Source organism: Pseudomonas sp. URIL14HWK12:I5, from assembly GCF_900176445.1.
GTDB lineage: Bacteria > Pseudomonadota > Gammaproteobacteria > Pseudomonadales > Pseudomonadaceae > Aquipseudomonas > Aquipseudomonas monteilii.
This window is the reverse complement of record NZ_FWXQ01000001.1, coordinates 152,304-179,010: the sequence shown is the minus strand read 5'-3', so window position 1 is coordinate 179,010 and position 26,707 is coordinate 152,304. Positions and strand designations below refer to the sequence as shown.

At 56.9% G+C, this 26,707-nt stretch carries 22 protein-coding genes; 12 read left to right on the top strand and 10 right to left on the bottom strand.

All coding sequences use genetic code 11. From position 1 onward, the window contains the following. Positions 1-56: 56 nt before the first annotated feature. The 3 genes from uvrD (at position 57) to B9A31_RS00860 (ending at position 3,725) form a co-directional block, all read left to right on the top strand. Positions 57-2,243, top strand: a complete 2,187-nt coding sequence (gene uvrD / locus B9A31_RS00870) for a DNA helicase II (protein WP_019098444.1) — start codon at positions 57-59, stop codon at positions 2,241-2,243. Between the two features lie 110 nt (positions 2,244-2,353). After that, complete coding sequence (locus tag B9A31_RS00865; protein ID WP_084296600.1) at positions 2,354-3,202, top strand: Tim44 domain-containing protein; 849 nt, start codon at positions 2,354-2,356, stop codon at positions 3,200-3,202. Between the two features lie 115 nt (positions 3,203-3,317). Continuing rightward, the gene (locus B9A31_RS00860) at positions 3,318-3,725 is read left to right on the top strand and encodes an SMI1/KNR4 family protein (RefSeq protein WP_019099164.1); all 408 of its coding nucleotides are present in this window, start codon (positions 3,318-3,320) and stop codon (positions 3,723-3,725) included. 154 nt (positions 3,726-3,879) lie between these two features. Here the strand turns inward: B9A31_RS00860 and B9A31_RS00855 are convergent, their stop codons facing one another. Continuing rightward, entirely contained in the window at positions 3,880-5,640 is a 1,761-nt protein-coding gene (locus B9A31_RS00855) for a cation:proton antiporter (RefSeq protein ID WP_019099165.1), read from the bottom strand. Positions 5,641-5,982: 342 nt separating this feature from the next. On the opposite strand from B9A31_RS00855, the gene B9A31_RS00850 reads away from it, so the two are divergent. Then, the gene (locus tag B9A31_RS00850; protein ID WP_016712753.1) at positions 5,983-6,468 is read left to right on the top strand and encodes an acyl-CoA thioesterase; all 486 of its coding nucleotides are present in this window, start codon (positions 5,983-5,985) and stop codon (positions 6,466-6,468) included. On the opposite strand, the gene pdxY is transcribed toward B9A31_RS00850, so the two are convergent. Further along, the gene (gene pdxY, locus B9A31_RS00845) at positions 6,465-7,337 is read right to left on the bottom strand and encodes a pyridoxal kinase PdxY (RefSeq protein WP_019099166.1); all 873 of its coding nucleotides are present in this window, start codon (positions 7,335-7,337) and stop codon (positions 6,465-6,467) included. The genes B9A31_RS00850 and pdxY overlap by 4 nt on opposite strands. Positions 7,338-7,457: 120 nt before the next feature. Between pdxY and B9A31_RS00840 the strand changes: the two genes are divergently transcribed. Next, positions 7,458-7,850, top strand: coding sequence for a DUF3301 domain-containing protein (locus B9A31_RS00840; protein ID WP_016712755.1), 393 nt, complete (start codon positions 7,458-7,460; stop codon positions 7,848-7,850). On the opposite strand, the gene B9A31_RS00835 is transcribed toward B9A31_RS00840, so the two are convergent. Genes B9A31_RS00835 through zigA form a run of 3 tightly spaced genes read right to left on the bottom strand, consistent with a single transcriptional unit; the run spans position 7,851 to position 10,694 of the window. Beyond that, positions 7,851-8,822: a CobW family GTP-binding protein gene (locus tag B9A31_RS00835; protein ID WP_027614804.1), complete on the bottom strand. Its 972-nt coding sequence runs from the start codon at positions 8,820-8,822 to the stop codon at positions 7,851-7,853. A gap of 40 nt (positions 8,823-8,862) precedes the next feature. After that, on the bottom strand, positions 8,863-9,489 hold the full coding sequence (locus tag B9A31_RS00830; protein ID WP_019099168.1) for a DUF1826 domain-containing protein: 627 nt from the start codon (positions 9,487-9,489) through the stop codon (positions 8,863-8,865). Further along, entirely contained in the window at positions 9,486-10,694 is a 1,209-nt protein-coding gene (gene zigA / locus B9A31_RS00825; RefSeq protein ID WP_019099169.1) for a zinc metallochaperone GTPase ZigA, read from the bottom strand. The genes B9A31_RS00830 and zigA overlap by 4 nt, the downstream gene beginning before the upstream one ends. Positions 10,695-10,808: 114 nt before the next feature. Between zigA and B9A31_RS00820 the strand changes: the two genes are divergently transcribed. Both B9A31_RS00820 and folE2 read left to right on the top strand, forming a co-directional pair. Continuing rightward, positions 10,809-11,189: a hypothetical protein gene (locus B9A31_RS00820; protein WP_019099170.1), complete on the top strand. Its 381-nt coding sequence runs from the start codon at positions 10,809-10,811 to the stop codon at positions 11,187-11,189. A gap of 25 nt (positions 11,190-11,214) precedes the next feature. Beyond that, the gene (gene folE2 / locus B9A31_RS00815; protein ID WP_019099171.1) at positions 11,215-12,120 is read left to right on the top strand and encodes a GTP cyclohydrolase FolE2; all 906 of its coding nucleotides are present in this window, start codon (positions 11,215-11,217) and stop codon (positions 12,118-12,120) included. Here folE2 and B9A31_RS00810 read toward each other — a convergent pair. Continuing rightward, complete coding sequence (locus tag B9A31_RS00810; RefSeq protein ID WP_016712761.1) at positions 12,104-12,631, bottom strand: DUF3617 domain-containing protein; 528 nt, start codon at positions 12,629-12,631, stop codon at positions 12,104-12,106. The two genes, folE2 and B9A31_RS00810, sit on opposite strands and share 17 nt — an antisense overlap. Positions 12,632-12,763: 132 nt before the next feature. Here B9A31_RS00810 and cls point away from each other — a divergent pair, with 132 nt between their 5' ends. Next, positions 12,764-14,203, top strand: coding sequence for a cardiolipin synthase (cls, locus tag B9A31_RS00805; RefSeq protein ID WP_084296599.1), 1,440 nt, complete (start codon positions 12,764-12,766; stop codon positions 14,201-14,203). A 36-nt stretch (positions 14,204-14,239) separates the two neighbouring features. Here the strand turns inward: cls and cfaB are convergent, their stop codons facing one another. Then, on the bottom strand, positions 14,240-15,424 hold the full coding sequence (gene cfaB / locus B9A31_RS00800; protein WP_019099173.1) for a C17 cyclopropane fatty acid synthase CfaB: 1,185 nt from the start codon (positions 15,422-15,424) through the stop codon (positions 14,240-14,242). A gap of 207 nt (positions 15,425-15,631) precedes the next feature. Between cfaB and lpdA the strand changes: the two genes are divergently transcribed. The 3 genes from lpdA to B9A31_RS00785 all read left to right on the top strand — a co-directional run bounded on the left by lpdA (position 15,632) and on the right by B9A31_RS00785 (position 21,043). After that, positions 15,632-17,032 carry a dihydrolipoyl dehydrogenase gene (gene lpdA / locus B9A31_RS00795; protein ID WP_016712764.1) on the top strand — a complete coding sequence of 467 codons (1,401 nt, stop codon included), beginning with the start codon at positions 15,632-15,634 and terminating at the stop codon, positions 17,030-17,032. A 346-nt stretch (positions 17,033-17,378) separates the two neighbouring features. Next, the gene (locus tag B9A31_RS00790) at positions 17,379-19,283 is read left to right on the top strand and encodes an ATP-dependent nuclease (RefSeq protein ID WP_084296694.1); all 1,905 of its coding nucleotides are present in this window, start codon (positions 17,379-17,381) and stop codon (positions 19,281-19,283) included. Next, positions 19,280-21,043, top strand: coding sequence for a UvrD-helicase domain-containing protein (locus B9A31_RS00785; protein ID WP_084296598.1), 1,764 nt, complete (start codon positions 19,280-19,282; stop codon positions 21,041-21,043). The genes B9A31_RS00790 and B9A31_RS00785 overlap by 4 nt, the downstream gene beginning before the upstream one ends. Before the next feature lie 245 nt (positions 21,044-21,288). Here B9A31_RS00785 and B9A31_RS00780 read toward each other — a convergent pair whose 3' ends face one another. Beyond that, positions 21,289-22,722 carry a Shedu immune nuclease family protein gene (locus B9A31_RS00780; protein WP_159453273.1) on the bottom strand — a complete coding sequence of 478 codons (1,434 nt, stop codon included), beginning with the start codon at positions 22,720-22,722 and terminating at the stop codon, positions 21,289-21,291. Positions 22,723-22,814: 92 nt separating this feature from the next. Then, on the bottom strand, positions 22,815-23,756 hold the full coding sequence (locus tag B9A31_RS00775) for a hypothetical protein (RefSeq protein ID WP_178092331.1): 942 nt from the start codon (positions 23,754-23,756) through the stop codon (positions 22,815-22,817). 743 nt (positions 23,757-24,499) lie between these two features. Between B9A31_RS00775 and B9A31_RS26885 the strand changes: the two genes are divergently transcribed. Then, positions 24,500-25,192, top strand: coding sequence for a hypothetical protein (locus tag B9A31_RS26885; RefSeq protein WP_143512002.1), 693 nt, complete (start codon positions 24,500-24,502; stop codon positions 25,190-25,192). A 338-nt stretch (positions 25,193-25,530) separates the two neighbouring features. Here the strand turns inward: B9A31_RS26885 and B9A31_RS26880 are convergent, their stop codons facing one another. Further along, complete coding sequence (locus B9A31_RS26880) at positions 25,531-26,478, bottom strand: hypothetical protein (RefSeq protein WP_143512000.1); 948 nt, start codon at positions 26,476-26,478, stop codon at positions 25,531-25,533. Positions 26,479-26,707 lie beyond the last annotated feature (229 nt).

Here is a 26,707-nt window from a genome sequence, read left to right as displayed (position 1 = left end):
GAATATTTATACAGTGGAGGTTTGCCCCATTTCCTGCCGCGCCCTAGAATGGCCCGATGCACACAGACGACCTCTCCCTCCTGCTGAATTCCCTCAACGATGCCCAACGCCAGGCCGTAGCGGCCACGCTTGGGCGTCAACTGGTGCTTGCCGGCGCCGGTTCCGGTAAAACCCGCGTGCTGGTGCACCGCATCGCCTGGCTGATCCAGGTGGAGCAGGCATCGCCGCACTCGATTCTGTCGGTGACCTTCACCAACAAGGCTGCAGCAGAAATGCGCCAGCGAATCGAACAACTGCTGGGGATCAACCCGGCGGGCATGTGGGTAGGGACCTTCCACGGCCTGGCCCATCGCTTGCTGCGGGCCCACTGGCAGGAAGCGCGGCTGGTGCAGAACTTCCAGATTCTCGACAGTGACGACCAGCAGCGCCTGATCAAGCGGGTGATGCGCGAGCTGGGCCTGGATGAACAGAAATGGCCGGCACGCCAGGCACAGTGGTTCATCAACGGGCAGAAGGACGAAGGCCTGCGCCCGCAGCATATCCAGGCCGGTGGCGACCTGTTCCTGGCGACCATGCGTGACGTCTATACCGCCTATGAACAGGCGTGTGAGCGTGCCGGGGTCATCGATTTCTCCGAACTGTTACTGCGTGCCCTGGACCTGTGGCGCGACCACCCGGGCCTGCTTGAGCACTACCAGCGGCGCTTCCAGCATGTGCTGGTAGACGAGTTCCAGGACACCAACGCCGTGCAGTACGCCTGGCTGCGCCTGCTGGCGCGCGGGGGTGCCAGCCTGATGGCGGTGGGTGATGACGACCAGTCGATCTACGGCTGGCGCGGTGCCAAGATCGAAAACATTCACCAGTACACCGCCGACTTCCCCGACGCCGAAATGATCCGCCTGGAGCAGAACTACCGCTCTACCGGCGGCATCCTCAAGGCGGCCAACGCCCTGATTGCCAACAACAGCGATCGCCTGGGTAAAGAGCTGTGGACCGACATGGGCGAAGGCGAACCGCTGACCCTGTACGCGGCCTACAACGAGCACGACGAAGCGCGCTACGTGGTGGAAACCATCGAGAGCCTGGTCAAGCAGGGCAATGCGCGCAACGAAATCGCCATCCTGTACCGCTCCAACGCCCAGTCGCGCGTGCTGGAAGAAGCCCTGCTGCGCGAGCGTATTCCCTACCGTATCTATGGCGGCCAGCGCTTCTTCGAACGTGCCGAAATCAAGAACGCCATGGCTTACCTGCGGCTGATCGAAGGGCGCGGCAACGATGCTGCCCTGGAGCGGGTAATCAACGTACCGCCACGCGGCATTGGCGAAAAAACCGTCGAAGCCATCCGCGAGCATGCCCGCCACAGCCAGGCATCGATGTGGGACGCCATGTGCCAGCTGCTCGCCGCCAAGGCCCTCAAAGGCCGCGCCGCCAGTGCGCTGGGGGCTTTCATCGAGCTGATCGAGGGGTTGGCCGCCAAGGTCGTGGACATGCCGCTGCATACCATGACCCAGACCACCATCGAGCAATCCGGGCTGATCATCTATCACCAGGAAGAAAAAGGTGAAAAGGGCCAGGCACGGGTAGAAAACCTTGAGGAACTGGTCAGTGCGGCGCGCAACTTCGAATCCACCGACGAAGACGCCGACCTTTCGCCCTTATCGGCCTTCCTCGGCCATGCCTCGCTCGAAGCCGGCGATGCCCAGGCCGACGAGCACGAAGACAGCATCCAGCTGATGACCCTGCACAGCGCCAAGGGCCTGGAGTTCCCCTACGTGTTCCTGGTGGGCATGGAAGAAGGCCTGTTCCCGCACAAGATGAGCCTGGAAGAACCCGGCCGCCTCGAAGAGGAACGCCGCCTGGCCTATGTGGGAATTACCCGCGCCATGCGCCAGCTGGTCATGACCTACGCTGAAACACGTCGCCTGTATGGCAGCGAGACCTACAACAAGGTGTCGCGTTTCGTACGTGAAATTCCGGCGGGCCTGGTCCAGGAGGTGCGGCTGTCCAACAGCGTCAGCCGGCCGTTCAGTGGGGTCAAGACGGCGACCAATAGCAACTTGTTCGCCAATGCCAGCATTCCGCAGACCGCGTTCAACCTGGGCCAGCGTGTGCAACATGCGGTATTCGGGGAAGGCGTGATCCTCAACTTCGAGGGATCCGGCGCGCAGGCGCGGGTACAGGTGAACTTTGCCGAAGGCAGCAAGTGGCTGATGCTGGGGTATGCCAAGCTCGAAGCCCTGTAGCAGCCTTGTAACATTCAGGCAAAAGCTCGAAACACTCTGTCGCTGGTCATGTGCACGGGAACCTGTGCAACATGACGCGCGTGCAATCCACAACAGGGGATATCCCACTTATGCAACGTTTTCTTAGCATCGCTCTGGCGCTCTGCGTCGGCCTGACGCTGAGCCTGGACGCCAACGCCAAGCGTTTCGGCGGCGGCAAGAGCTCGGGCTCCGCGCCTATCCACCAGACCCGTCAGGCTACGCCAACCACGCCTGCCGCCGCGCCGGCCGCCGCACCTGGTCGTGCGGCCCCGGCCGCCAGCGGTGCTTCGCGCTGGTTGGGCCCACTGGCAGGCCTGGCCGCCGGTGGTCTGCTGGCATCCATGTTCATGGGTGACGGTTTCGAAGGCTTCCAGATCATGGACTTCCTGATCGTGGCGCTTATCGCCTTCCTGGTGTTCCGTTTCATCGCCGCTCGCCGCCGCCAGCAGCAGCCGCAAATGGCCATGCCAGGCCATGCGCCAATGCAGCGTGAGGCTCACGCTCAGCCTGCCCAGCCTTCGATCTTCGGTGGTTCGGCCGCACCTGCTGCCCCGGTGATCAATGCCCCGGCCTGGTTCAACGAGCAAAGCTTCCTGGCTGCTGCCCGTAACCACTTCCAGTCGCTGCAGCAGCACTGGGATGCCAACGAGATGGACAAGATCGCCGAATTCGTCACCCCGCAAATGCTCGAGTTCCTCAAGCGTGAACGCGCTGAACTGGGTGATGGCTTCCAGTCCACCTACATCGATAACCTCGAAGTGCAGCTGGACGGTGTAGACGATCGCAGCGATCGCACCGATGCCACCCTGACCTTCCGTGGCGTGTCTAAGAACTCGCGCTTCGACCAGGGCGAAGTGTTCAGCGAAAGCTGGCACATGGTTCGCGCCCAGGGCGAAAACCAGCCTTGGCTGGTTGCCGGTATCCGTCAAAACGGCTAACCGCTGCAGGCTGCACAAAAAACCCCAGGCGCTGTCCTGGGGTTTTTGCTTTTGCCAGAGTGGCCTACTAGGGTATAACGCGCAGCGTTGTCATCTAGGTCAGAGGAAGTGAACCGTGGAAGAAGTGATCGAACAACTCCGTGAAGCCAACCAGCCAGTACCGGTGCCCCTTGAGCTTCCCGACGAGGACCAGTTGGTCGAGATCGAAGAAGAGCTGTTCATCAACATTCCGTTCGTGTTCAAAGAGTTTCTACTGACTGTCAGTGACGTGGTGTACGGCTCGCTGGAACCGGTGACTGTCACCGATCCACAGTCGCATACCTACCTGCCCGACGTCGCCGCCAACGCTTGGGATGCCGGCGTGCCGCGCGACCTGATTCCGCTGTGCCAGGACGGCGACAACTACTATTGCGTCGAAGAAGACGGCACCGTGGTGCTGTGGGAGGCGGAAGACGAAATTGTCGGCGAAGACAGCTGGGAGTCGGTGTGGCACTGGGCGCGGGATGTCTGGCTGGAGAGCTGATTCCAGCCGTTGCTGGAATGCCACCGGCACAGGAAAAATAATGGCCTAGCGCCATCAATGCAGTTAAAATCGCCAGGCTTTCTGCGCCTGGCGACATCGCTACCGCTCCATCCCCTCGGACGACGGTGAAATCTTGCGCAGGGAGCATTGACCCTCAGTGTGAATTCTCGCGGCTGTTCTCCAGTGTCTCCAGCAAGGCAATCTGCATGCGCGTGTGCACGCGGATAAACCAGCGCCACAGCAAGGCCACCACCACCGCAGCCACCACGGCAATCACCAGCAGCAACTCGCTGGTTGGCAGAATGCTTGCCGAAAGCGCCGACAGCAGCAGGAAAATCACCAACAGCGACAATAGCGGGATCACCTCGGCGATCACTCGCCGCACCCGCTGGGTATGCCGCCCGGCCATTTCCGGCTTGACGCCCATCTCTGCCAGCAGCATCGACAGTGCCTTGAGCTTGCGATAGGCCGCGATCAGGAAAGGCAGCGACAGCAACAACGCCGCCCCCCAGATAAGCGCCTTCTGTTGGCTGGCATCGCTGACCCACTCACTGAGCCAGTTGCCAATACGCCCTGCGAAGTAACCACCGCTGAAGAAAATGGCGATCACCAGCGCCAGGTTCACCCCCACCTGCAACAGGATGCGCCGAATCATCGCCGCCAGCATGGCACCCTCGCCCTGCGGCTGAATGTTGCGTAACCACTCGCCATACAAGGAAAGTACCCGCGCCAGGCGGCCAGGCACCACATTGCCCAGCTTCTGCGACAAGGGGTCGGCCGCGCGAATCAGGTACGGTGTCAGCAGCGTGGTGATTGCCGATACCGCGACCGCTACCGGGTACAGGAAATCGCTGGTCACCTGCAGGGTCATGCCCAGCGCGGCGATGATGAACGAGAACTCGCCAATCTGCGAAAGCCCCATGCCCACCCGCAATGACGTGCGCCCGTCATTGCCGGCAATGAACGCCCCCAAGCCACAGGACAGCATCTTGCCCAATACCACCGCCAAGGTAATGACCACGATCGGCCAGGCGTAGTCGATCAGAACCTGCGGGTCGATCATCAAGCCAATCGCTACGAAGAAGATGGCGCTGAACAGATCGCGTACCGGCTCGATCAAGCGTTCGATCTTCAGCAACTGGCGCGATTCAGCCATGATTGCGCCAATCAGGAAGGCGCCCAGCACCATGCTGTATTCCAGCTTTACCACCAGCAGGCAGAAGCCAAAGCACAGGCCCAGCACGGTAATCAGCAACATCTCGTTGCTTTCGAACTTGGCCACATAGGCCAGCAGCCGTGGCACCAGCAGGATGCCGATGACCAAGGCAACGATCATGAAAAGCGACAGCTTGCCGACGGTGGAGAACACTTCACCGGAGCTGACCGTGCCACTGACAGCGATGCCCGACAGCAGGGCGATGATGCCGATACCGAGGATGTCTTCCACAATCAGCACACCGAAGATCAGCTGGGCGAAACGCTCGTTCTTCATCTTCAGGTCGTTGAGCGCCTTGACGATGATGGTGGTCGAAGAAATGGCCAGGATAGCGCCAAGGAATAGCGAATCCATGGTGCTCCAGCCGAACCAGCGGCCGATTTCGAAGCCGATCCATATCATCAGCACGATTTCCAGGAACGCCGCGATAAACGCCGTCGCGCCCACCTTGAACAGCTTGCGCAGGCTGAACTCGAGGCCCAGGCAGAACATCAGGAAGATCACCCCCAGCTCGGCGAGGGTCTTGATGGTGTCTTCATCATGGATCAGGCCGAACGGCGGAGTGTGCGGGCCAATGATGAAGCCGGCGACGATGTAGCCCAGCACCACCGGCTGCTTGAGACGATGAAAAAGAATGGTGACCACGCCAGCGACCAGCATGATGACTGCCAGGTCCTGGATGAAACTGATGGCATGCATGGCGTGATACTCCTTTTCTCGTCGTTTTCTGGATGCCTGGGCAGACCGCTCCTCTGCCAAGGCAAACCCGAGCGAGCAGCAAGTACATACTGTATTGAATGCAGGAATGCCCATGTTGCATGGGCGTACTCAGGTTAACATCGCACCCCGCCGCAAAAAGCCGGTGCAATATGCAGAAACAGATCGGCTGGAAAAGCGCCGCTGATGGCATGATCAGCGTGACGGCGGGGCGTCAGGCAACGTCCCGTATCAGCAAGGCAAATTCAAAAGAGGGGAACAGAAGTGTCAGCAGATAACGCCCCCCATTCGCCCGATTCAGCGCAACCTCACCGTGAGCACACTATGGAACCTGGAAACGCCCAGCTGAGCATGACCGTCCTGATGACCCCGGACATGGCCAACTTTTCTGGCAACGTACATGGCGGCACCCTGCTCAAATACCTCGACGAAGTGGCCTATGCGTGCGCCAGCCGTTATGCCGGCAGCTATGTGGTGACGCTGTCGGTCGACCAGGTAATCTTCCGTGAACCCGTACACGTGGGTGAACTGGTGACCTTCCTGGCGTCGGTCAACTACACCGGCAACACGTCGATGGAGGTTGGCATCAAAGTGGTGACCGAGAACATCCGTGAGCGCTCGGTACGCCACTCCAACAGTTGCTTCTTCACCATGGTCGCGGTCGACGACAACCGTCGCCCGGTAGCGGTGCCGCCGCGCCAGCCGCAAAGCAGTGAAGAAAAGCGCCGCTTCCTGCAGGGCCAGCAGCGCCGGCAGATCCGCCAGGAGCTGGAAAAGCGCTACCAGGACCTGAAGACCGACGCCATTTAAAGCGCCAGCAATTGCGCCTCGAAGCGCACCCGCGGGTGGGCGATGCGGTCCTGGGCCCGCACCAGTTGCAGTTCGTAGCTGGCGCAGGCCTGGGTTTCCAGCAGCACTTCATGCACCGCCGCCGCGGTGAACTCGAGTGCCTGTACCCAGCTGTCGCCGAGCAGCACGCGGGCCAGAAACAAGCCCGAGGTCAGGTCGCCCACCCCCACCGGCTGACGTGGAAACGCCAGCAGCGGGCGGCGCAGGAGCCAGCTGTGCTCGGCAGTCACCAGCAGCATCTCGAACTGGTCCTCCGCACGCCCTGGATAAGCCAGGTGCTTGACCACCACCACCTGCGGCCCCCGCTGCAGCAGGCTGCGCGCCATATTCACGCAGTCTTCCAGCGACTGCGCACGGCGCCCACAGAAGCTGTCCAGCTCCAGCTGGTTCGGGCACAGGATATCCGCGCGGGCGGCCGCCTCCTCAAGCAGGAACTCGCTGACTTCCGGCGGCACGATGCAGCCCTTCTCAGGGTGCCCCATGACCGGGTCGCACACATACAACGCTTTCGGATTTACTGCCTTGATCCGCTCGACGCCGGCCAGTATCGCTCGCCCTTGTTCGGCACTGCCCAGGTAGCCGGAAAGCACCGCATCGCAGTGACCCAGTTCGCCGATGTTGGAAATGCCTTCCACCAGCGCAGGAATTTGCGCCGGAGCAAGCACTTCGCCGGCCCACTGGCCATACTGAGTGTGATTGGAGAACTGCACGGTATTGAGCGGCCAGACATTGACCCCGATACGCTGCATGGGAAATACCGCGGCACTGTTGCCGGCGTGGCCGAACACCACATGGGACTGAATGGCGAGCAGGTGCGGGGTACGTTTCATGCGGGAGGTTTCCAAAGCTGTTTCAAGGATTGTGCGCAGCGCAGTATGAACTCGATTGCCACCTGTACGACAGGCCAGGGACGCAGTTAAGCTGGATCTACCTGTTTGGAGCATATGCAAATGTTGACCCTGGAGAACCTCTTCGTCCTGATGCTGGTAGCCACGGCAGGCGCCTGGTTGTGGCACAACCATGGGTTGCGCGAAAAAGCCCTGGAACGGGTGAAACAGCATTGCGCCAAGCTTGACCTCGAATTGCTCGACGACGCCGTCGCGCTCAAGCGTATCGCCTTTGTGCGCGATGCCAACGGCCGCAAGCGCCTGGCGCGCATCTACGCCTTCGAGTTCACCGTTACCGGCGAGCAGCGCCATCCCGGCACGGTGACCCAGTTCGGCGCCCACAGTGTGCAGATCGAACTCGCACCCTATCCGTTCGAAATCAAGACACCACCGCGCACCGACAACGTCATCGAAATGCAGCAGTGGCGCCAGGAGCACAACCGCTGGCGCAATTGATCAACTGACGCGGGACTCGCTCAACCCGGCTTGCAGTGCGGGTTGCGATTGCGGCTGATCGAAAATCAGCTCGATACGGGAGTCCCTGCGCCAGTCGCTAGGCTGCCAGGCGGGCATGTCTCCCCTCAGCCCATTGAATGATTGCCAGCCATCCACGCTGTGGATAACACCCTTGGCGCGACGCCAGGGCCATGCGCGCAAGAACGCCTGTACCCGCTGTGGATAAAACTGTTGGCCCGGGTGCCAGCGCCAGCCAATACTCCAACCACCCTCCCCCTGCTGGGCAAGACAGATAGGCTGACCTGGGTCTGTCCACAATATTCCTGGGCTACTCTCAAGATTGTCGACAATCCGGTCCTCCTCAAATGGGCTGTCGACAATCTGCTCAGGGCTGCCGGGTAGGCTTGAGAATGGCACTTTCCCCTGCACGGCCCAGATGATTTTCTTGTCTTTAAATTTATTAGTTATCAACAACTTACATTTTTCATCCACAACTTCTGATTTGTTGAAAACCACGCTTTCAGACACATCGAAAGCCTGCTGTTGAGCCTCTGGAAGCGGCTCGTCACGCGCTATGGATTGCGCATCCACCACCATCAGGAATGGCTTGATTGTCAGCACTCCGGCCCAAGGAGCCTGTTGCAGCTGAGCAAGCAACTGCAATGGGTGACCCAGCCCGGAAGGTTCGATAAACAGCCGATCAGGCCGGGATTTGCGCAGTAACCGACCCAAGCCCACCTGAAACGGCATGCCATTGACACAGCACAGGCAGCCGCCTGCGACTTCCCCGATGGCGATGCCATCTTCGTCACGGCTGAGCAAGGCCGCATCCAGCCCTACCAGGCCAAACTCATTGATTAATACAGCCCAACGCTCATGGGCTGGGCGCTGAGCCAGCAGATGACGGATCAGGGTGGTTTTGCCGGCCCCCAGCGGGCCGGCTATCACGTGGGTGGGTATGTTCTGCAGCATGGCATGGCTTCAAGCGGTGGCGATGCCTCACTATGCGCTGTCAGGCAAGCCAGTCAAGGCTGAGCAACAGACGCCCCTGCTGGCCCGAAGGCGAACGATGCACCAGCCCTGCGCCTTCGTTACCTTGCCACTTCTCACCTTTAAGTATGGCCACTTCGCCAGCGTGCAGATGCTGAATGTTACCCACAGGAACTTGGGCTGTGTGTAACTCCCCACGCGGGCTTTCCTGCTCTCGCAACCACTCGCTGCCTGGGCCGACGTAAGTGGTGAGCAACCGCAACGGCACGTTATCCACATGGAAACGCGGGCACATGGGGCCAGCCAGTACCCGCAGACGCAAGCCAACCCGTCGAGCGCCAACCAGGCAGGTGTAAGCCGCCACCAGCCAGGTCACATCAGCAACGAACGCCTCGTAGCCGTGTAAATCTGCCGCTTCACGCATCAGGTCGGGCAATACCGGTGTTTGCTGCTCATCCACATCGATTACCCGTTGATCAGCCAAGGGCTGACCAAGACTTATCAACAGGTCCGCAAAGTCTTCCAGCTGCGCCGGCAACCGTCGGCGCCAAACGGCCAGGTTCACACCATCCTGCAGTACTTCTGTCAGCACTTGCGGGGTTTCGCCGAACACCTGAAAGATATCCACAGGCCGGTGTGCCAAGTTCATGCTGCCACCTCTTCGTGCCATGGGCCGAACGGGTCGGGCAAACGCAACCAGCCCATGTGGCCCAAATCCATTTCCTGGTCCGTCAACAGGCAGGCATCAAGGGCTGTGGATAATTTTTCGAAGTCGATGTTTTGCCCGATGAACACCAACTCTTGGCGGCAATCACCGGTCTCAGCCGTCCAGTGTTTCAAGATCGCGCCAGTGTTATCCACATCCTGCGGCCATTGCTCGCGAGGCACGAAACGCCACCAGCGGCCAGCCAGACCGTGGCGCATCATTCCGCCCGCCTGCGACCAGCTACCGGCTTCCTGGTACTTGCTGGCCAGCCAGAAAAAACCTTTGGAACGCAAAAGCCGCCCATTGCTCCATTGCGTGTGGATAAAGTCGAAAAAGCGCTGTGGATGAAGCGGACGTCGGGCCTGCCAGGTCATGGCCGCGATTCCATACTCTTCGGTTTCCGGCACATGCTCACCACGCAGCTCCCGCAGCCAGCCCGGCGCTTGGGCTGCCTGGTCAAAGTCGAACAGGCCAGTGTCGAGGATACGCGCCAGCGGTACCTGGCCCATGACCATGGGCACGATCTGCGCCCGTGCATTGAGGCTGCGCAAGATGGCGATGAGTTCTTCACGCTCATGCTGGCTGATCAAGTCGATCTTGCTCAGCAACAGCACATCGGCGAACTCGACCTGTTCGATCAGCAGGTCACTGATCGACCGCTCGTCTTCTTCACCCAACGTTTCGCCACGGCTGGCCAGGCTGTCTGCTGCCTGGTAATCGCGCAAGAAGTTCAAGCCATCGACCACCGTAACCATGGTGTCCAGGCGCGCCATATCGGACAGGCTACGGCCCTGTTCGTCACGGAAGGTGAATGTCTCTGCCACCGGCAGTGGCTCCGAGATGCCAGTAGACTCGATCAGCAAATAATCGAAACGCCCTTCTTCGGCCAGCCGCGCCACCTCCTCAAGCAAGTCTTCACGCAATGTGCAGCAGATGCAGCCGTTGCTCATTTCGACCAGTTTCTCTTCAGCGCGGTTGAGGCTCACATTGCGCTGCACCTCGCTGGCATCAATGTTGATTTCACTCATGTCGTTGACGATAACCGCGACCCGCAGGTTCTCACGGTTACGCAATACATGGTTGAGCAAAGTGCTCTTGCCGGCGCCAAGAAAGCCGGACAGCACGGTGACGGGGAGACGATTGGGCATGGCGAACCTCTTCAGGCGGACGCATTCGAAACGATGCATTGCACAATGTTATAAAGTAACAATACAATTTCGCCAAGCCGTTCTCGACGGACGAGTGCTTACCGGGGATAAAACATGTATCTGTCACGCGCCATGGCGTTGCTGCTGCTCGCTGTGCCCAACGTGCTGTTGGCCATGCCACAAGCCAGTACGCTGGCGCTTTGTACGCGAAGCGCCACACTGCTCGCCTGCCAGGACAGCAAAGGTAGTTACTACAGCGTGCGCACCGACGGCAGTACGTTCTACCTGCGCGGCTACGACCACGCCACCCGGCGACTATGGGCACAAACCAACAGCCGCTACGGCACGTTGACCTTTTTCACCGGCCTGGCCAGCGATGGTGAGGCCTGGGTGGGCCACAGCCGCCGTGTTGGCTGGACCACTTTGAACCGCGTATCCAGCTCCAGCGGGCAGCGCTTCAACCTGCATTGCAGCTTGATTGGCGGTTGCCGTTGATGCCTCTTTTTATCTGGAAAGCCAAATGACCCAGCTCAAGCTCCCCGATATCGCCGCACAAACCCAGAAGCACACCTTGCCGTTGAGCTGGGTTGGCATGTGCGGAATTGCCCTGCCTGTGCAGTTCGAAGGGCGTACCGCAGCTGCCAAAGTCGATGCAGGGGTAAGCCTGGTGGATGGCAGTTCACGCGGCATCCATATGTCGCGGCTTTACCTTGCACTGGAGTCATTGGAACACCAGCCACTCACACCGCTGGCAATGAGGCAGCTCCTGGAAGATTTTCTGTCCAGCCATGACGGTCTGTCTTCCGCTGCCTACTTGCGAATCAGCTTCGAGCATCTGCTGAAAAGACCTGCGTTGGTCAGCCCCTTGGCAGGCTGGAAAAGCTATGCCGTAACCGTCGATGCGCGAATCGAAAATGAAATGTTCCACGTGGAACTATCGGTTTCCGTGCCTTACTCCTCGACCTGCCCTTGCTCGGCAGCACTTGCAAGGCAGCTGATTCAACAACAGTTTCAGGCGAGCTTCAGCGAGCAGCAGGTTGATAAATCTGCCGTTCTGCAATGGCTTGGCAGTGCCGAAGGAATTGTAGCTACACCTCATAGCCAGCGAAGCAAGGCTCAGATTCAGGTGCGCCTGCACAGCAGTCAGCAGGTGCTGCCAATTACCGAACTGATCGATCGTATAGAGGCGAGCTTGGGTACAGCGGTGCAGACAGCAGTGAAGCGCGCAGATGAACAAGCCTTCGCCTTGGCCAACGGGCAAAACTTGATGTTCTGTGAGGACGCCGCCCGACGCCTGCACAAGGCACTACGGCAAGTTGAATGGAGTACCGCTTTCAAGCTGCGTGTGGAACATGCAGAAAGCCTGCATGCCCACGACGCGGTTGCCACCAGCCAGTGGCAATGGAATATCAGCTGCGCGGTTTAACCGCGCCGCAGTCATTGCCTAACCACACCGCACGGGTGTTCATGCTGCCTTGCTGCTGCACCCCTGAAGCGTTGAACGTACCACTGACCTGGGTGGTGAATTCACGATCACTGAGGAAAGTAGCCTGGCCACTGCCCTGAGCCTTCGGGCAGCTGAACTGGAACTTCCACACATTACCGGTTCGGTCGGTGATCTTCTGAGTGCAGCCGGATTTCGGGTCTTGCAGCGGGATGTCATTGGTTGCCACCTGCTCTGGCGTCAGGCACGAACGCACGCCATTTCCTCCAACGGTCACCCCCTGTTTGGCCAACACCCCTTCCATCATGGCACGCTGCTCGGGCGGCAGGTTTTTCAGCTGGCCGAGCATGAACGCCATGTCAGGTAACGGCTTGCCATCGACCTGCATGTTGCTGGTGGTCAGCTCCCACAAACCCGGCTGCAGCATCTGGGCATGCACCAGCGGGCTGCTCATACCTAGGGCCAACGCCAACAGTGGCAGACGAATCTTCATGGATGAACGCTCCTGAGAAAAGCCGGCCAAACGGGCCGGGCTGAGCCTTAGACGCCAAATCCACCTGCGGGTTGCAAGGCGGGCCGGGAACGTGTTCTGTTACCCCAAGTGTACTCGGCAAGCAGGATGCATATGGATTACCACAGCCCCTACTTTTTTGGTTACCTACTCGGCCTTATCCACCTGTTGGGTGTCGTCGCCGCGCTCCACGCACTGTTCACTGTACGCACCGCCCAAGGCGCGATTGCCTGGGCCATGCCCCTGTTCTTCATCCCTTACCTCACCTTGATCCCCTACCTGATCTTCGGCGCCCGCTCGTTCTATGCCTACATCAAGGCCCGGCGCCAGGCGAACCAGGAAATGCACGTGGCCATGGCCAACCTAAACTGGCGGCCTTGGGTGGAAGAAGCTCTCACCGCCCGCGAGTCGGAAAGCTACGCAGCCTTGCGCGCCATGCCCAAGCTGGGGCGCATGCCTTGCCTTGCGAACAACCAAGTAAAGCTATTGGTCAATGGCAAAGCCACATTCGATGCCATCTTCGCGGCTATCGAAAAGGCACGCGATGTGGTGCTGGTGCAGTTCTTCATCATTCATGACGACACCCTCGGCAAGGCACTGCAGCAACTGCTGTTGCGCAAGGCCGCCGAGGGGGTACAGGTGTTCGTACTGTATGACCGCGTCGGCAGCCATGCCTTGCCGGCCAGCTACAGCCAGCAACTGCGCAACGGTGGTGTGCAGATCCATGCCTTCGCCACCCGCCGCGGCTGGTTCAACCGCTTCCAGGTGAACTTCCGTAACCATCGCAAGATTGTGGTGGTGGATGGCCTGCTCGGCTTTATCGGCGGCCACAACGTGGGGGACGAATACCTCGGAGAGCATCCTCAGCTGTCGCCCTGGCGCGACACCCATGTGCAGATCAGCGGGCCGGTGCTGGCCTGCCTGCAGGAGTCGTTCGCCGAGGATTGGTATTGGGCCACGCGCCAGCTACCGCCGCTGATTCTGCCGGATGCCTACCCGGATAACGGCGTGCTGTGCCAGGCGTTGGCCAGCGGCCCCGCCGACCCGCAGGAAACCTGCTCGTTGTTCTTCCTCGAGGCGATCCATTCCGCTACCCGGCGGGTATGGATCACCAGCCCTTACTTCATCCCGGACGAAGCGGTCTTTGCTGCACTGCGCCTGGCGGTACTACGGGGTGTCGATGTGCGGGTACTGATCCCGTCACGGCCAGACCACCGCATCGTCTATGCCGCCTCCAGCCTGTTCGCCTTCGAAGCCGTGCGCGCGGGTGTGCGCATGTTCCGCTACCAGCCGGGCTTCCTGCATCAGAAGGTGGTGCTGGTAGATGATGAGGTAAGCGCAATCGGCAGTGCCAACCTGGACAACCGTTCGTTCCGGCTGAACTTCGAGATCACCCTGCTAACGGTCGACCGCAGCTTCGCCGACCAGGTCGAACACATGCTGATCAATGACTTTGAACAGGCGCGGGAGATTACTGCGGAGGACAGCCGCGATACACATCGGCTACAGCAATTGGGGATGCGGATTGCGCGGCTGATTTCACCCATTCTGTGAGAAAGGCCGCCTCCCTTGCAGAGGCGGCAATGGGGTTCAGCGATACATGTCCTCACGCGTCCATGGCAAATCGTGGTGGCCATCCGCATAAGGCTTCACTGCCAAAATCTGGTGCAGGTTGATCCAGCCTTTCTCAAACGCATAGGCACAGCCTGCAAGGTAGAGGCGCCAGATACGCAGGGTTTTTTCTGGCACCAGCGCCGCGGCTTTGTGCAACTGGTTCTCCAGGTTTTCGCTCCAGTGGTGCAAGGTCTTGGCGTAGTGCAGACGCAGGCTTTCCACGTCTACCACCTCCAGCCCCGCTTCACAGATACTGGCGCTAATCATCGACAAATGAGGGAGCTCACCGTGGGGGAATACATAACGGTCGATGAACTCACCTGCACCCCGCCCTACCGGACGGCCATCGACGTGTTTGGCGGTGATACCGTGGTTCATCACCAGCCCGCCTTCCCTGACAGCACCGAACAGTTTCTGGCAATACAGCGCCAGGTTGGCATGCCCGACATGCTCGAACATGCCCACGCTGACCACTTTGTCGAAGCGACCATCTTGGGGCAAATCGCGGTAATCGAGAATCTGCAGGTCCACTTTGTCGGTCAAGCCCTCGGCTTTGACACGCTGCCGGCCGAGCTTGAGCTGCTCCTTGCTCAGGGTAATACCGAACACCTTGGCGTCATATTCGCGTGCTGCAAAACGCGCAAGCCCACCCCAACCACACCCAACGTCTAGCAGGTAGTCACCGGCATTCAGCCGCAGCTTGCGGCACAGGTGATCGAATTTATCCTGCTGCGCCTGGTCGAGCGTGTTGTCCGGTTCACGGAAGTAGGCACAGGAATAGGCCATATCCTGATCCAGCCACAACTGGTAGAAGGCGTTGGATACGTCATAGTGGTAAGAGATGGCTTCGGCGTCAGTGCGCTTGTCATGAGATCGGCGTTCCGGCGGCTGTTCATCTTCGTCCGTGAACAGCGCTTCGCTCAGCTCATCGCACACACGAATGGCTTCACCGATATCGCCTTCCAGTTCCAGCTTGCCTTCAACGAATGCTGTGCCCAGCTGTTCCATGCTTGGGTGGGTCAACTGGCCAATAAGCTGAGGCTCCTTGACCAGGATCGTGACCTGCGGGCTCGGCCCCAGATCGAACTGGTTTCCGTCCCACAGTTTCAGCCGCAGCGGCAGATGCAAACTCTGCAGTGCCGGTGGAAGTTGAGCAAGCATGAACGACCCTCCTGTCCGTATATGGCCACGACGCCTGATATTTCGAACGTCGCCGGATCAGAGTAGTTCATTCGTGGAAGGTTTCCCCTATACGAGACCATGGTCTAGAACCAACTGATCTTATCCACATAGAGGATTGTATACAATTCTAGCATCTCAGCTTAACCTTGTGCCCCTCTCGCGCTTCTTCATCCTGGAGTTGAACCCATGAAATCCTATGACGTGGTGATCATCGGCGGTGGCCCTGGTGGCTACAACGCCGCCATCCGCGCCGGCCAGCTGGGCCTGACCGTTGCCTGTGTGGAAGGCCGCTCGACCTTGGGCGGCACCTGCCTGAACGTGGGCTGCATGCCGTCCAAGGCGTTGCTGCACGCTTCCGAACTGTACGAGGCTGCCAGTGGCGACGAGTTCGCCCACCTGGGTATCGAAGTAAAACCCACCCTCAACCTCGCCCAGATGATGAAACAGAAGGACGAGAGCGTAACCGGGCTGACCAAAGGCATTGAGTATCTGTTCCGCAAAAACAAAGTGGACTGGATCAAGGGCTGGGGCCGCCTGGATGGCGTTGGCAAGGTTGTGGTCAAGGCCGAAGACGGCAGCGAAACTGCGCTGCAGGCCAAGGACATTGTCATTGCCACCGGCTCCGAACCCACCCCGCTGCCGGGCGTGACCATCGACAACCAGCGCATCATCGATTCGACCGGTGCGCTGTCCCTGCCCCAAGTGCCCAAGCACCTGGTCGTCATCGGTGCCGGTGTGATCGGCCTTGAGCTGGGTTCGGTCTGGCGCCGCCTGGGAAGCCAGGTCACGGTCATCGAATACCTCGACCGTATTTGCCCGGGCACCGACACGGAAACCGCCAAGACCCTGCAAAAGGCACTGGCCAAGCAGGGCATGGTGTTCAAGTTGGGTAGCAAAGTGACCCAGGCCACCGCCAGTGCCGACGGCGTGAGCCTGGTGCTGGAACCTGCCGCCGGTGGCACGGCAGAATCACTGCAGGCCGACTATGTGCTGGTGGCTATCGGCCGCCGCCCTTATACCAAAGGGCTGAACCTGGAAAGCGTAGGCCTGGAAACCGACAAGCGCGGCATGCTCGCCAACGAACACCACCGCACATCCGTGCCGGGTGTCTGGGTGATTGGCGACGTCACCTCCGGCCCGATGCTGGCACATAAAGCCGAAGACGAAGCGGTGGCCTGTATCGAGCGCATCGCCGGCAAGCCACACGAGGTCAACTACAACCTCATCCCGGGCGTGATCTACACCCGCCCGGAGCTGGCCACCGTGGGCAAGACCGAAGAGCAGCTCAAGGCTGAAGGCCGTGCCTACAAGGTCGGCAAGTTCCCCTTCACCGCCAACAGCCGCGCCAAGATCAACCACGAAACCGAAGGCTTCGCCAAGGTTATCGCCGATGCCGAAACCGATGAGGTGCTGGGTGTGCACCTGGTAGGCCCAAGTGTCAGCGAAATGATCGGCGAATTCTGCGTGGCCATGGAGTTCTCGGCCTCGGCGGAAGATATCGCCCTCACCTGCCACCCGCACCCGACCCGCTCCGAGGCATTGCGCCAGGCGGCGATGAATGTGGACGGTATGGCAATGCAGATCTGACAGGAACAAAAAGCCCTCCGTGTGGAGGGCTCTTTAGTTTTCCTCAATAAAGGCTGTATTTTCAGTGCTTTGCGGAACGCAGGCTGTGGACCTTTCTGACACTTTCGCCAACCTGTCACAGCCCGCGACTCTTGGGTATCGAGCCAGCATCCAGACAAAAAAACCTGTAAATGACCATAACTTACTGATTTTTATTACTTTTATAGATTGCTCGGTGATCTGCGTTGTATCTAAAGCTCGATGCCCTCAAGCGCTCCGCGTTCTTTCGGCGAGTGCTCGACCACACCCCTATTGCACATCCCACTCCGAATGAGATTCCATCCGTAAATCAAGGATGGAGATCTTCATGTACCTCGCTGAACTCACCATAAAAAACTTCCGCAAGCTGCGTGACACAACACTGAAATTTCAGCCCGGGTTGAACGTTCTGGTCGGGCCCAACAACGTGGGAAAAAGCGCCGTGGTCGACGCGCTGCGAACGCTTCTGGCCGGGCATGAAGAGCCGTACCCACGTCTTGATATCGCCGATCGCCACCGGCCCCTTCAGGGCGAACCAGGTGGCGACATCAGCTTCCATTTTGTTTTTAGAGATCTGAGCCACGATGACGAGGCTGACTTTATCGCGGCCCTGAAACCCTCAGCTGACAACTCTATGGAAGCGCACATCCACGTCCGCTACACCGATGCCGATCAATCTGGTCGCTTCAGGGTTAAACGATGGTGCGGAGATCACCAGGACATTGCTCTTACTTCGGACATGATGGAAAACCTGCGTGGGGTCTATCTTCAGCCTCTGCGGGATGCTGCTCAGGGACTTCGCCCCAGCCGCAACAGCCAGCTGGCTCGCTTGCTCCACCTACTGACCGATGACCAAGGCCGAGAGGCTATCAACACCGCACTGAAAGAGCTGGATGACCAGTTGCAGCAGAATGAGTCGATTAAAAGTACCCATGCCGCGATCTCTTCGCGTCACGGCGCCATGATGGGTGAGCAGTTGGCGCAGGTGCTTGCAGTGGGACTCAGTGCGACAGATTTCCAGCGCCTTTCTGCTCGACTGTCCATGACTGCAGAGTCCATGGAAATAGAGCAGAACGGCCTGGGTTTCAACAATCTGATTTTTATGGCCGTGGTGCTGAGCGAACTGGCCAAAAACCCAGATTCTGCTTACCGAAGCTTGATTGTCGAGGAGCCGGAAGCGCATCTGCACCCCCAACTGCAGCGCGTGCTATTGAGCTACCTGGCAGGCATTCCTACGAATGAAGGTGAAAAGCCTGTGCAATTGTTCGTTACCAGCCACTCGCCAAACTTCGCCAGCAATTCAAAGCTCCAGTCCCTGGTGTGCTTGGTCGAGAACGATGCAGGGGTGGAGACTTTCTTCCCTCGCGATGTCCAGTTCGAAAAGGGTAAGCGAGAGAAGCTCGAACGCTACCTGGACGTGACCCGGGCAGAGCTGTTTTTCGCCCGTCGCGTTATTTTTGTCGAAGGCGCCGCCGAGCTCATGTTGGTGGACGCTCTCGCGAAACGGCTGGGTTTCGATTTGAAGGATTACGGCATCAGCCTCATCAGCGTCGAGGGTCTTAACTTCGACTCGTTCCTCCCACTGTTCGGTGAGAAAGGACTGCGTATACCTGTGTCTGTGGTCACAGATGCCGACCCGTTTGAAGAGGAAGAGATAGCTGAATTAGCGGGAGCAGAACTGACTGACCCGGAGGTCGCGGAGGAGCTACTCGCAGAGGCGGCCTATCTTGAAGAGACCGACGCACAGAACGAAGAAGAAATCGAAGAGCCTGCCGACTTGGGGGCTGGTGATGGCGACGGGAAGAAGAAAAAGGTCAAGCGCAAGGCTGTCTATCCTGGGCTAGGCGAAGCCATTCAGGTATCGAGCAACACGTTGAAGATGAAGGCGTCCGAAGACCAGTATGTAAAAGTGCACCACGGCGTTAAGACCCTTGAGTATGACCTTGCTCTGCATGAGGAAAATCGAGACGCAATGCTGAAAGCATTGGCTGAGTTTCATCCGAATATCTCAAAGGCGCTGCGTAAAATCGTAGACGCTGCACCAGACAACACTGCGAAAGCGAAGGCGCTGTTCTGCGGTATGTTCGAGCGCAAGGACAGCCGTAGCAACGTTCAGAAAGGCCGTTTCGGTCAAGCGCTCGCCGAGCAGATTTCCCTGACACCTGGGTGCAAAGTTCCTGCGTACCTTGAGCAGGCGATCAAGCATGTTTGCCAAGGAGCGGGCAAACTATGAAATTGTCCGATGAGCAAAAGGCAGTGATCCACGCGCCATTACAGGCCATGGCCGTTACCGCTTGCGCCGGTAGCGGAAAAACTGCCACGGCAATCCGCAGACTCATCGCGATTCGAGAAAAGCTCGCAGATCACCGCGGGCGAGTCTTGCTGCTGTCGTTTTCCAATGTCGCTGTGAACACCTTCAACAAAGGTTACGCGCAGCTCGCTTCAGGTTTACCAGACGATGCTAATCGTAAGCGTGTAGAAGTGGACACATTGGATGGCTTCTTCACCCAGCATGTTCTACGCCCCCATGCCTTCCGCTCCATGGGCGCCAAGCAAGCCGCCTATCTCGTGTCAGGATCAGAACCCTTCTTAAACAGTTTCCAGTACTGGAGGAATGAGCAAGAGAAGGAGCGCCCTATCCCGCTGAAAGATCTGCAAGTGGGCGTAGAGGCTGGAAAAGCATTTTTTTTCGTCGAAACTCATGCTGGCGTCGAAAAACTTGACCGCGCGAAGGCCAGAGCGCTTATAGAGAAGCTAGGTAGTACTGGTGCGTACACCCATGAACTGGGGCGCTATTGGGTCTATCGAACGTTGATTCAACAACCTGCAATTCTGCGAGCGCTCGTCACTCGCTACCCCCAGATTCTGGTAGATGAATCGCAGGATCTGGGGTCGATGCATCAGGCAATCCTTGAGCAGCTGATCAATGCGGGCGCCCAGGTTTCGCTGATCGGTGACGTTAACCAAGGCATCTTCGCTTTCGCCGGCGCCGATGGCACGTTTCTTAAAACCTACGCCGACCGCCCGGGAGTGCAAGACTACAAGCTTACCCGCAACTACCGTTCCCTCCCCCCCATCATAGATATCGCCAACCGGCTTTGCGGCCGCAACGATGAGGCAGACAGGGAAGCTGACCAAGGCGGTGCGTTTTTTATTGGGTACAAGGGCACCCGAATTCCCCATCTCATCACGGCGTTCAAAGCTCGCTTCAGTGAGTTGGGCATTGAGTCTTCAGATTCAGTCATACTAAGCAGAGGAACTGATCGAGCCGCAAAGCTTTCAGGGAAGCCAGCGGCTCCAGGACAAGGTACGGTGAAGCTGTTCGCGGAGGCTTCACTTGCCCGTGACCAACAGGGTCGGTTAAGAGATGCTTTCCGCCTAGTGTGCAGCGCGGTGGTTAGCCTTATCGACGATGCTCCGCATGGCCTCAGCTCTGCGCTACACAGTTCGCCCCACGAAGAGCGGCTGCTGATGCTCAGGCGATTATTGTGGACATTTGTCCGAGATGCCGAGACGGGGCTTCCCTCCTCGTCGCTGCAAGCCAGCGCAGAGTGGCATCCGAAGCTCTTGGGCAATCTGCGCTCACTGCTCGCAAAAATTGACCAACAGTTCTCGCTAAAAACGATTGCCACCTTCGGCAACATGATGGCCAAAAAGCGCTTGAATGACATCCCACTCAATGGCGCCAAAGCCGGTGAGCAGGAGCCACATGGCTTGAGGGTTGAAACTGTTCACCAGGTTAAAGGCGAATCCATAGGAGCCGTGCTCTACGTCGCGACCAAAGCCAACATCCGCGCAATGCTGGGCGGCACAGGGACGGAGGACGGCCGCATCGGCTATGTGGCACTGACGAGAGCGAAAAACCTTTTCTGGCTCGCCGTTCCAGACAATTGCTTAGGCGAAGTACGAGAGGACCTCATCAAGGCTGGCTTCACAGAGGTGCCAGGCGGTAAGGCGGAGAAACGCGTCAAACAAGCCCTCAAGGTCGAGTGAAACCCGTTTCTCACTGTGGCACGGCGGGCTCAACCCACTCAGCTCAGGTAGCTGGAATTACAGTCACACTGTCGGAACCTACTGAAGTCAGTGACTTCGTCGTGTTACGCTGCCTAGCAAGAATAGCCCCCACGCCTCGGGCAGATCGCTGAATCTGTACTGCGCACCAGGGGGTTAGTTTTTCAAGGATTCCGCTTCTCCCGCCTTTAAGATCAGACCTCACCTGTGATCACTGCGTGGATCCATCAGAAAAGATCCTGCTCAGGTTCCGGGTTCAAGTGTTTCTCCAGAAATTCCAGCTTCGCAAGAAGTTCGTCAAAAGTGACGATATCCACGTCCTTGCAGGCGTTGCGGAACACCTCAAAACTGCGCAGTTGAATCGGATCGGTTGGCAAGGTCCCTGCAACGACCACGCATTTAATGACATCGGCACCTGATTGTTGCAATCCCGGAGTATCGTGCCGATGGTGCACCCAACGTTGCTTGAGCTCATTTTGCTGGAACAGGACTTGGGTCATCGCTCCAGAGAGATCAGAGGTCGGTCCGAATACTTCCTGTCCACGGTAGGCCTTGGTTCGCAACAAGATCGTTTCCGGAGTCTTGATTTCCACGATAGCCAGCGCATGACCACGCTCTTTAAATAGGAAGTCACCGATCTGAGCACCCGAGCCGGTTAAGGTAGATCCCTTGGCATGGAATTGCGTATGTGCCAGCTCAACAGGGCGTGCAAATGCCATGCTCAGGACAAACTTGTTCATCTCAAAGAACGTCTGCCACACGGACTCGGTAAGTTTGCCCGCGATCTTCTCACGGAAAGCCTCGATCATCTTGGCGAGGGTCACTCGCTCGATCTCAGCATGCAGCAACATCAGCTCCCTAGGGGCCTCGGTCACCAATTCATCGAGTTGCCTGCGAACGGTCTGCACATTGGATCTACGCTCGATACGCGCCCGGTTTGCAGCTTGCCTTGAACCCTCACGTCGAATTTCGACCAAGGGAGTTGTCACCCTTACAATGCGTGGAAATCGCTCGGGGTCAATCCGGTTTAGCACACCATCGTGCACGAGACCTTGCTGACTTTGGCGAATTAGCTTACGGCCGTTCGTTCTCACCCTATTAAAACCCCGACGCAGCTTGTCGAGTTCCTCTTCACCTACGGAAACTACTCTGTCGTCCGCGTACTGATCCGGATTTCGGCTAACGACTAGGGTCGTTGCATTCGGAATTCGCGAGAGACCTTGCCACACCTGGTCGAGATCACCGTGCAAACCTAGACCGCGATCCGGTGAGTCAAAGATTTTCCAAGGTAGTTGCATCTCAATGAGGCTCGTCGCTTTCGCGGCATCATTCGGCAATTCGGTGCCGACTTCAGCCATATAAATGACTGTCGTAAACCGACCATTCTTTGGCGACAGGTAGCGTTGTGCATGTGGGTTCACATGGATAGGCCGCATGAGAATCTGGTTCGGAGTGATGGAAGCAAGGAGTGGCCATTCGCTTTCAGGCTTTGCATGCCAAATCCGAGCGTCTGCATCCGTAAGCTCGTATGTCCGGAGATACAGTTTGCGCACTGGCGCTTCCGGCTCTGCCACGATTTCCAGGCGAAAAAACGCATCCAACACGTCCTGATCAGTGAACATCTGTAATGGTATTGCGTTTCCACCAGATCCTTTAGCCATGTAGCAATCCTTCGTTGGAATAGTAAGGATGTTCCGTTCTATTTCAGAATTATACGGCAGGGGTTGGTTGAACAGAGCCTGCGGCATCGGAGCTAACTGAAAAGCGCCCAGAAACGGCTGAAGTTTACAGTAGCAATGGCAAGGCCGCTGAGCACGATCACTGTTGTGTATATCGGGTGGTCTTTGACAATCTCAACCAAAACTACAGGGTGCACCCCGTTCCGCTCGTACCATTTGGATTTTGTCTTAAGAGATTTGTCATGCGTTCTTTCGAAGAAATTCGCAAACATATCGAGCTTTCTTAGAGTCGATTGATGCATTTTTATGTACTCAGCATTCACAAAGGCTGCTGCTTCGTCAGCACCCGGCAGCGCATCTTGGTCACTGGCATTATTGAGCTCAGCTAACGCCATGATCCTGCCTTTCCTTCCTTTACTATCGGCATGCGGAGCGTAGCTTCTTCCGTATAGGGCTACCAGCTCACGCGCAAGATCTACTTTTTTGTCATCCGGTAACTCTACAGGCTTACCGCCGAGCACCCGAAATCGATGCTCGAGTGCAAAGAACCCGAAATTTTCGTCCCGCATGTTCCAATGTAGAAATCGACAATCCTTGTGCTTATCAAGCCACTGGAAAAAACCCTTCAGCATCGACTTTTCGAATTTGTTGAGCTCGGTTTGCATGCTGGAAAGCTGTTTACTGAGTTCTGCTTCCTTATGGATTGACCACGATTTCGTCTGACCCGTTTTTAGGTTTCGTGTGGCGATGGATGTCACACGTTTCGACTCCCCGGTATCGTTCTCGTAGAACGATTCGCAGGAATAGTGGATTACGTAGACACGGTTCGCGTCGAGATAGAGATCCTCGATTAACGCCCTACTTCTTTTACGATCCTTTACCCGATCCAGCTCTGCTCCCACACCTTCCCCCTCAACCCAGTGCAATGTAGGCAAAGTCGGCGATTCTGCTCCCAAATTTTCGTCGCCGCTAGATCTACTTCCGGCGTCGGGCTGGTGGACGCTCTCAATCTTCAAGCCCACGAGACCTTGGTACCGGACAGTGCCTGCCAGGGGAGGTTCGCAGAATAGGTGATAAGCCAGGCCCAGTGAAATGGAAAGGCTCGCCATTTTTTTATGAAATGAAGGAATGCTTTTCACAGATAAGCTGAGAAAACTCTAATCACCTCGCACAAAAATTGATTGGCATAGTAAGGGCAAGTGTGTTCTCCCTTCACAACCGACGCGTGCCTTTTCGGTAAGGGATGAGGAGTAGTCGCAGCGATCCTTTAGCTCCCAGTCTGGCGACCTTGGGTTCAGAATCCGACCGGCAATGCCCGCCGTCACTACTTCAGAGAAACCAGCATCCTCTGCTGCCAAAATTGCGGGGGGGCTCATGCTGGTACCCAGGCCCGACAAATGCGCAGTTGCAGCCCTCAACTGCAAGACTATCCAAGGCGGCACGCGTGTCAATCAAGATCTGATGCATGGCGGTGCCGGCCTAACAGAGGTGACACCGGAGATTCAGAATGACTAGAACGGCTACGTAGACACCACCTCCACAAAGACCGCTATCGACTCAAAGCTGCCCTCGTGGGCGGCAGCTAACGGCCAGTAGGAGTCGTTGGTGAGATGGTTTCTCGCCCCGCTACGACAGCTTCATGTCGTAGGCATATTCATAACTCCATAGCCCCTTCTTGCATTGTTTAAAGGCGAAGCCTAGACAATGTTGTGAAGCCCGGATAACGTCAGTGGCTCATTGACATCTTGGATTAAAATCAATGGCCGGACGCCCACCTGAAGTAGATCACGTCAAAACCACTTTTTTCAAAGAGATTCAAGCGGCAGAAGACCTAGTTTCTAAGATCAGGCAGTTCAAAGGTGGAATCAACCCCGCAGGTGCGGCAGGAATACATCCTAAGTATATTCGACAAATAGTGGAGCTTGCCTTTATGGGGGTGGTCGCATCTTGGGAGGAGTTCCTTGAGATGGTACTGGTCCGCTACGTTGCAGGTGCGAAGACTGGAGCAGGCTATCAGCCCACACCGAAGCATGGGAGGGCTCTAAACCTCGAACATGCATATCAAGTACTATCAAATAACGCCAAGTTCAATCCTAGAAAGGATTACTTAAAGGTGACTGACCCAAGCTGGGTCACTAATCAAGCTGATTTCCTTTTCAATTCGCACGGATTCGGTGATGTAAAATCAAAATCAGTGCTTTTGGGGCATGCCTCATCTATAAGAAATCGGGTGGCACATTCATCCGAAAAATGCCGTGCAGATTTTAAAAATACTGCCTTATACTTTCTTCAACCAGCCAATGGACGCTTGAAGCAGGGCTACGGAGCAGGTGATCTTTTAGAAACCCCAGTAGCCCGTCACTTCGGTCAGCACTCGATTCAGGTACAGCACTCACACTTTTCTGCTTTTGTGGAACTATATAAATCTCTCGCCAACAAAATTGTTCCATAGTTGGAATGCGCATTTTGGGCAAGTAGTCCAATTTTCTGAGGGCTGCATGAGCTTCTATAATTGCGGAGATCTGGCCCTGCCACATTGTAGGCAGGGGCCAGGGTCCTATAAGAGGGCCTACGAGCGCTCTTAACTAGGCCAGTTTCAGCGGGTCGGCGCTTGAGCCGTCTGCAAGCGTAAGACACCTTAGAGTCTCCGCTTCTGGCCGACTCCTACCTGCCGGCAGAGGCTGATATCGCACCAAAGCTGACGATGGCGATAGACGGATATCGGTCTATCTTCAGCGCAGGCCTTGCTTCTGGCTGAGCCAGGTGTCGAAAAATGATTGCCGCCATCGGCTAATGCCCACACGTCATACACGATCCATAACTGCTTATGACGTTTCCAGGGCAATCTCCAACATACTCTTTTGTGCAGTCAGTTCTTTCTACTTCGTACTCATCATCACATACCGGACAATAAAGAATATTGCAGGTAGCCTGAGGCATAGTAAGTCGGGCAAGCTTTGGCTCATAATCCCCATAGTCACGGCTTGCTTCGTCGTGGCAGTGGGGGCAATAATACGCCCTTTTTTTCTTGTCGATCTTGAAGTATTCTTTAACTTGTGCTGGCTGCAGTGCCTCAATAATGTAAAACAGCTCTAAACAGGCTTCGTTTGTAATAAATTCGCTGCTGCCCAGCTCTGTAGATGGCGAATTTTTTAATGCATCAAATCTTAGCCGCGCCCAAGAGTCATTAGGGAATAGGGTTTTATGCATAAACAATAGCGTGCTCAGGACATCATTGAATGTGACCTCCAATGACTTACTTACAGAATGCATTATCGTGTTGCGTTTTTCTCTCAGGTTATTGAATGCATCCACAAATCCTCCTTCAAATGGCGTGTCTGAAAAAGTATCGTGCACCTTAATTAAGTCTTGCGCATCAATTGTTCGGAAAATGCTGAAATCTAGCGAGCCATTGTATGGTGATGGCCATTTTGATGGTGAGTCAGAGATTAGTATGTACGGAGAAATGGCACATATCCGACCTTTTATTGCTAACTCAACGCCTTGTTGAGTAATCGTAAGCGCCGTTGTTAGGTGTCTTTGCGAAAGGCTCCAGTATTCTTCGGAAACCTCAGAAGGATCAATTCCATATTGTTCTGCCTCATTCAAGCTGACTAGAAGCTTCGCAACAATATCCCAAGCAAACGACAGCAGTTCCTTACCTGTTTTAAAAAAATCCTCGGATGTTGGAGTATTTAAAATCATTAAAATGCCTTGAGTGTCAATTTTATGCAGCAATCCACATCAATATAGGGCCAAAGCGCAAGCCGGGGAAAGGTGTTCGATGTGGATCGTGGCCGAGTCCTTATAAGCGGAAGCTGAGATGACCATATCGATTGGCCGCTATTGGCCAAATCATGACTTTGATAAAGGGCCGCTATGGGTCGAAAGCAGCCAGTCGTGAGCGTCTGCTATCGACCCATAGCGGTCCTTCAGGAAATTGTCTCGGAGAGCCGTAGTACCTTAG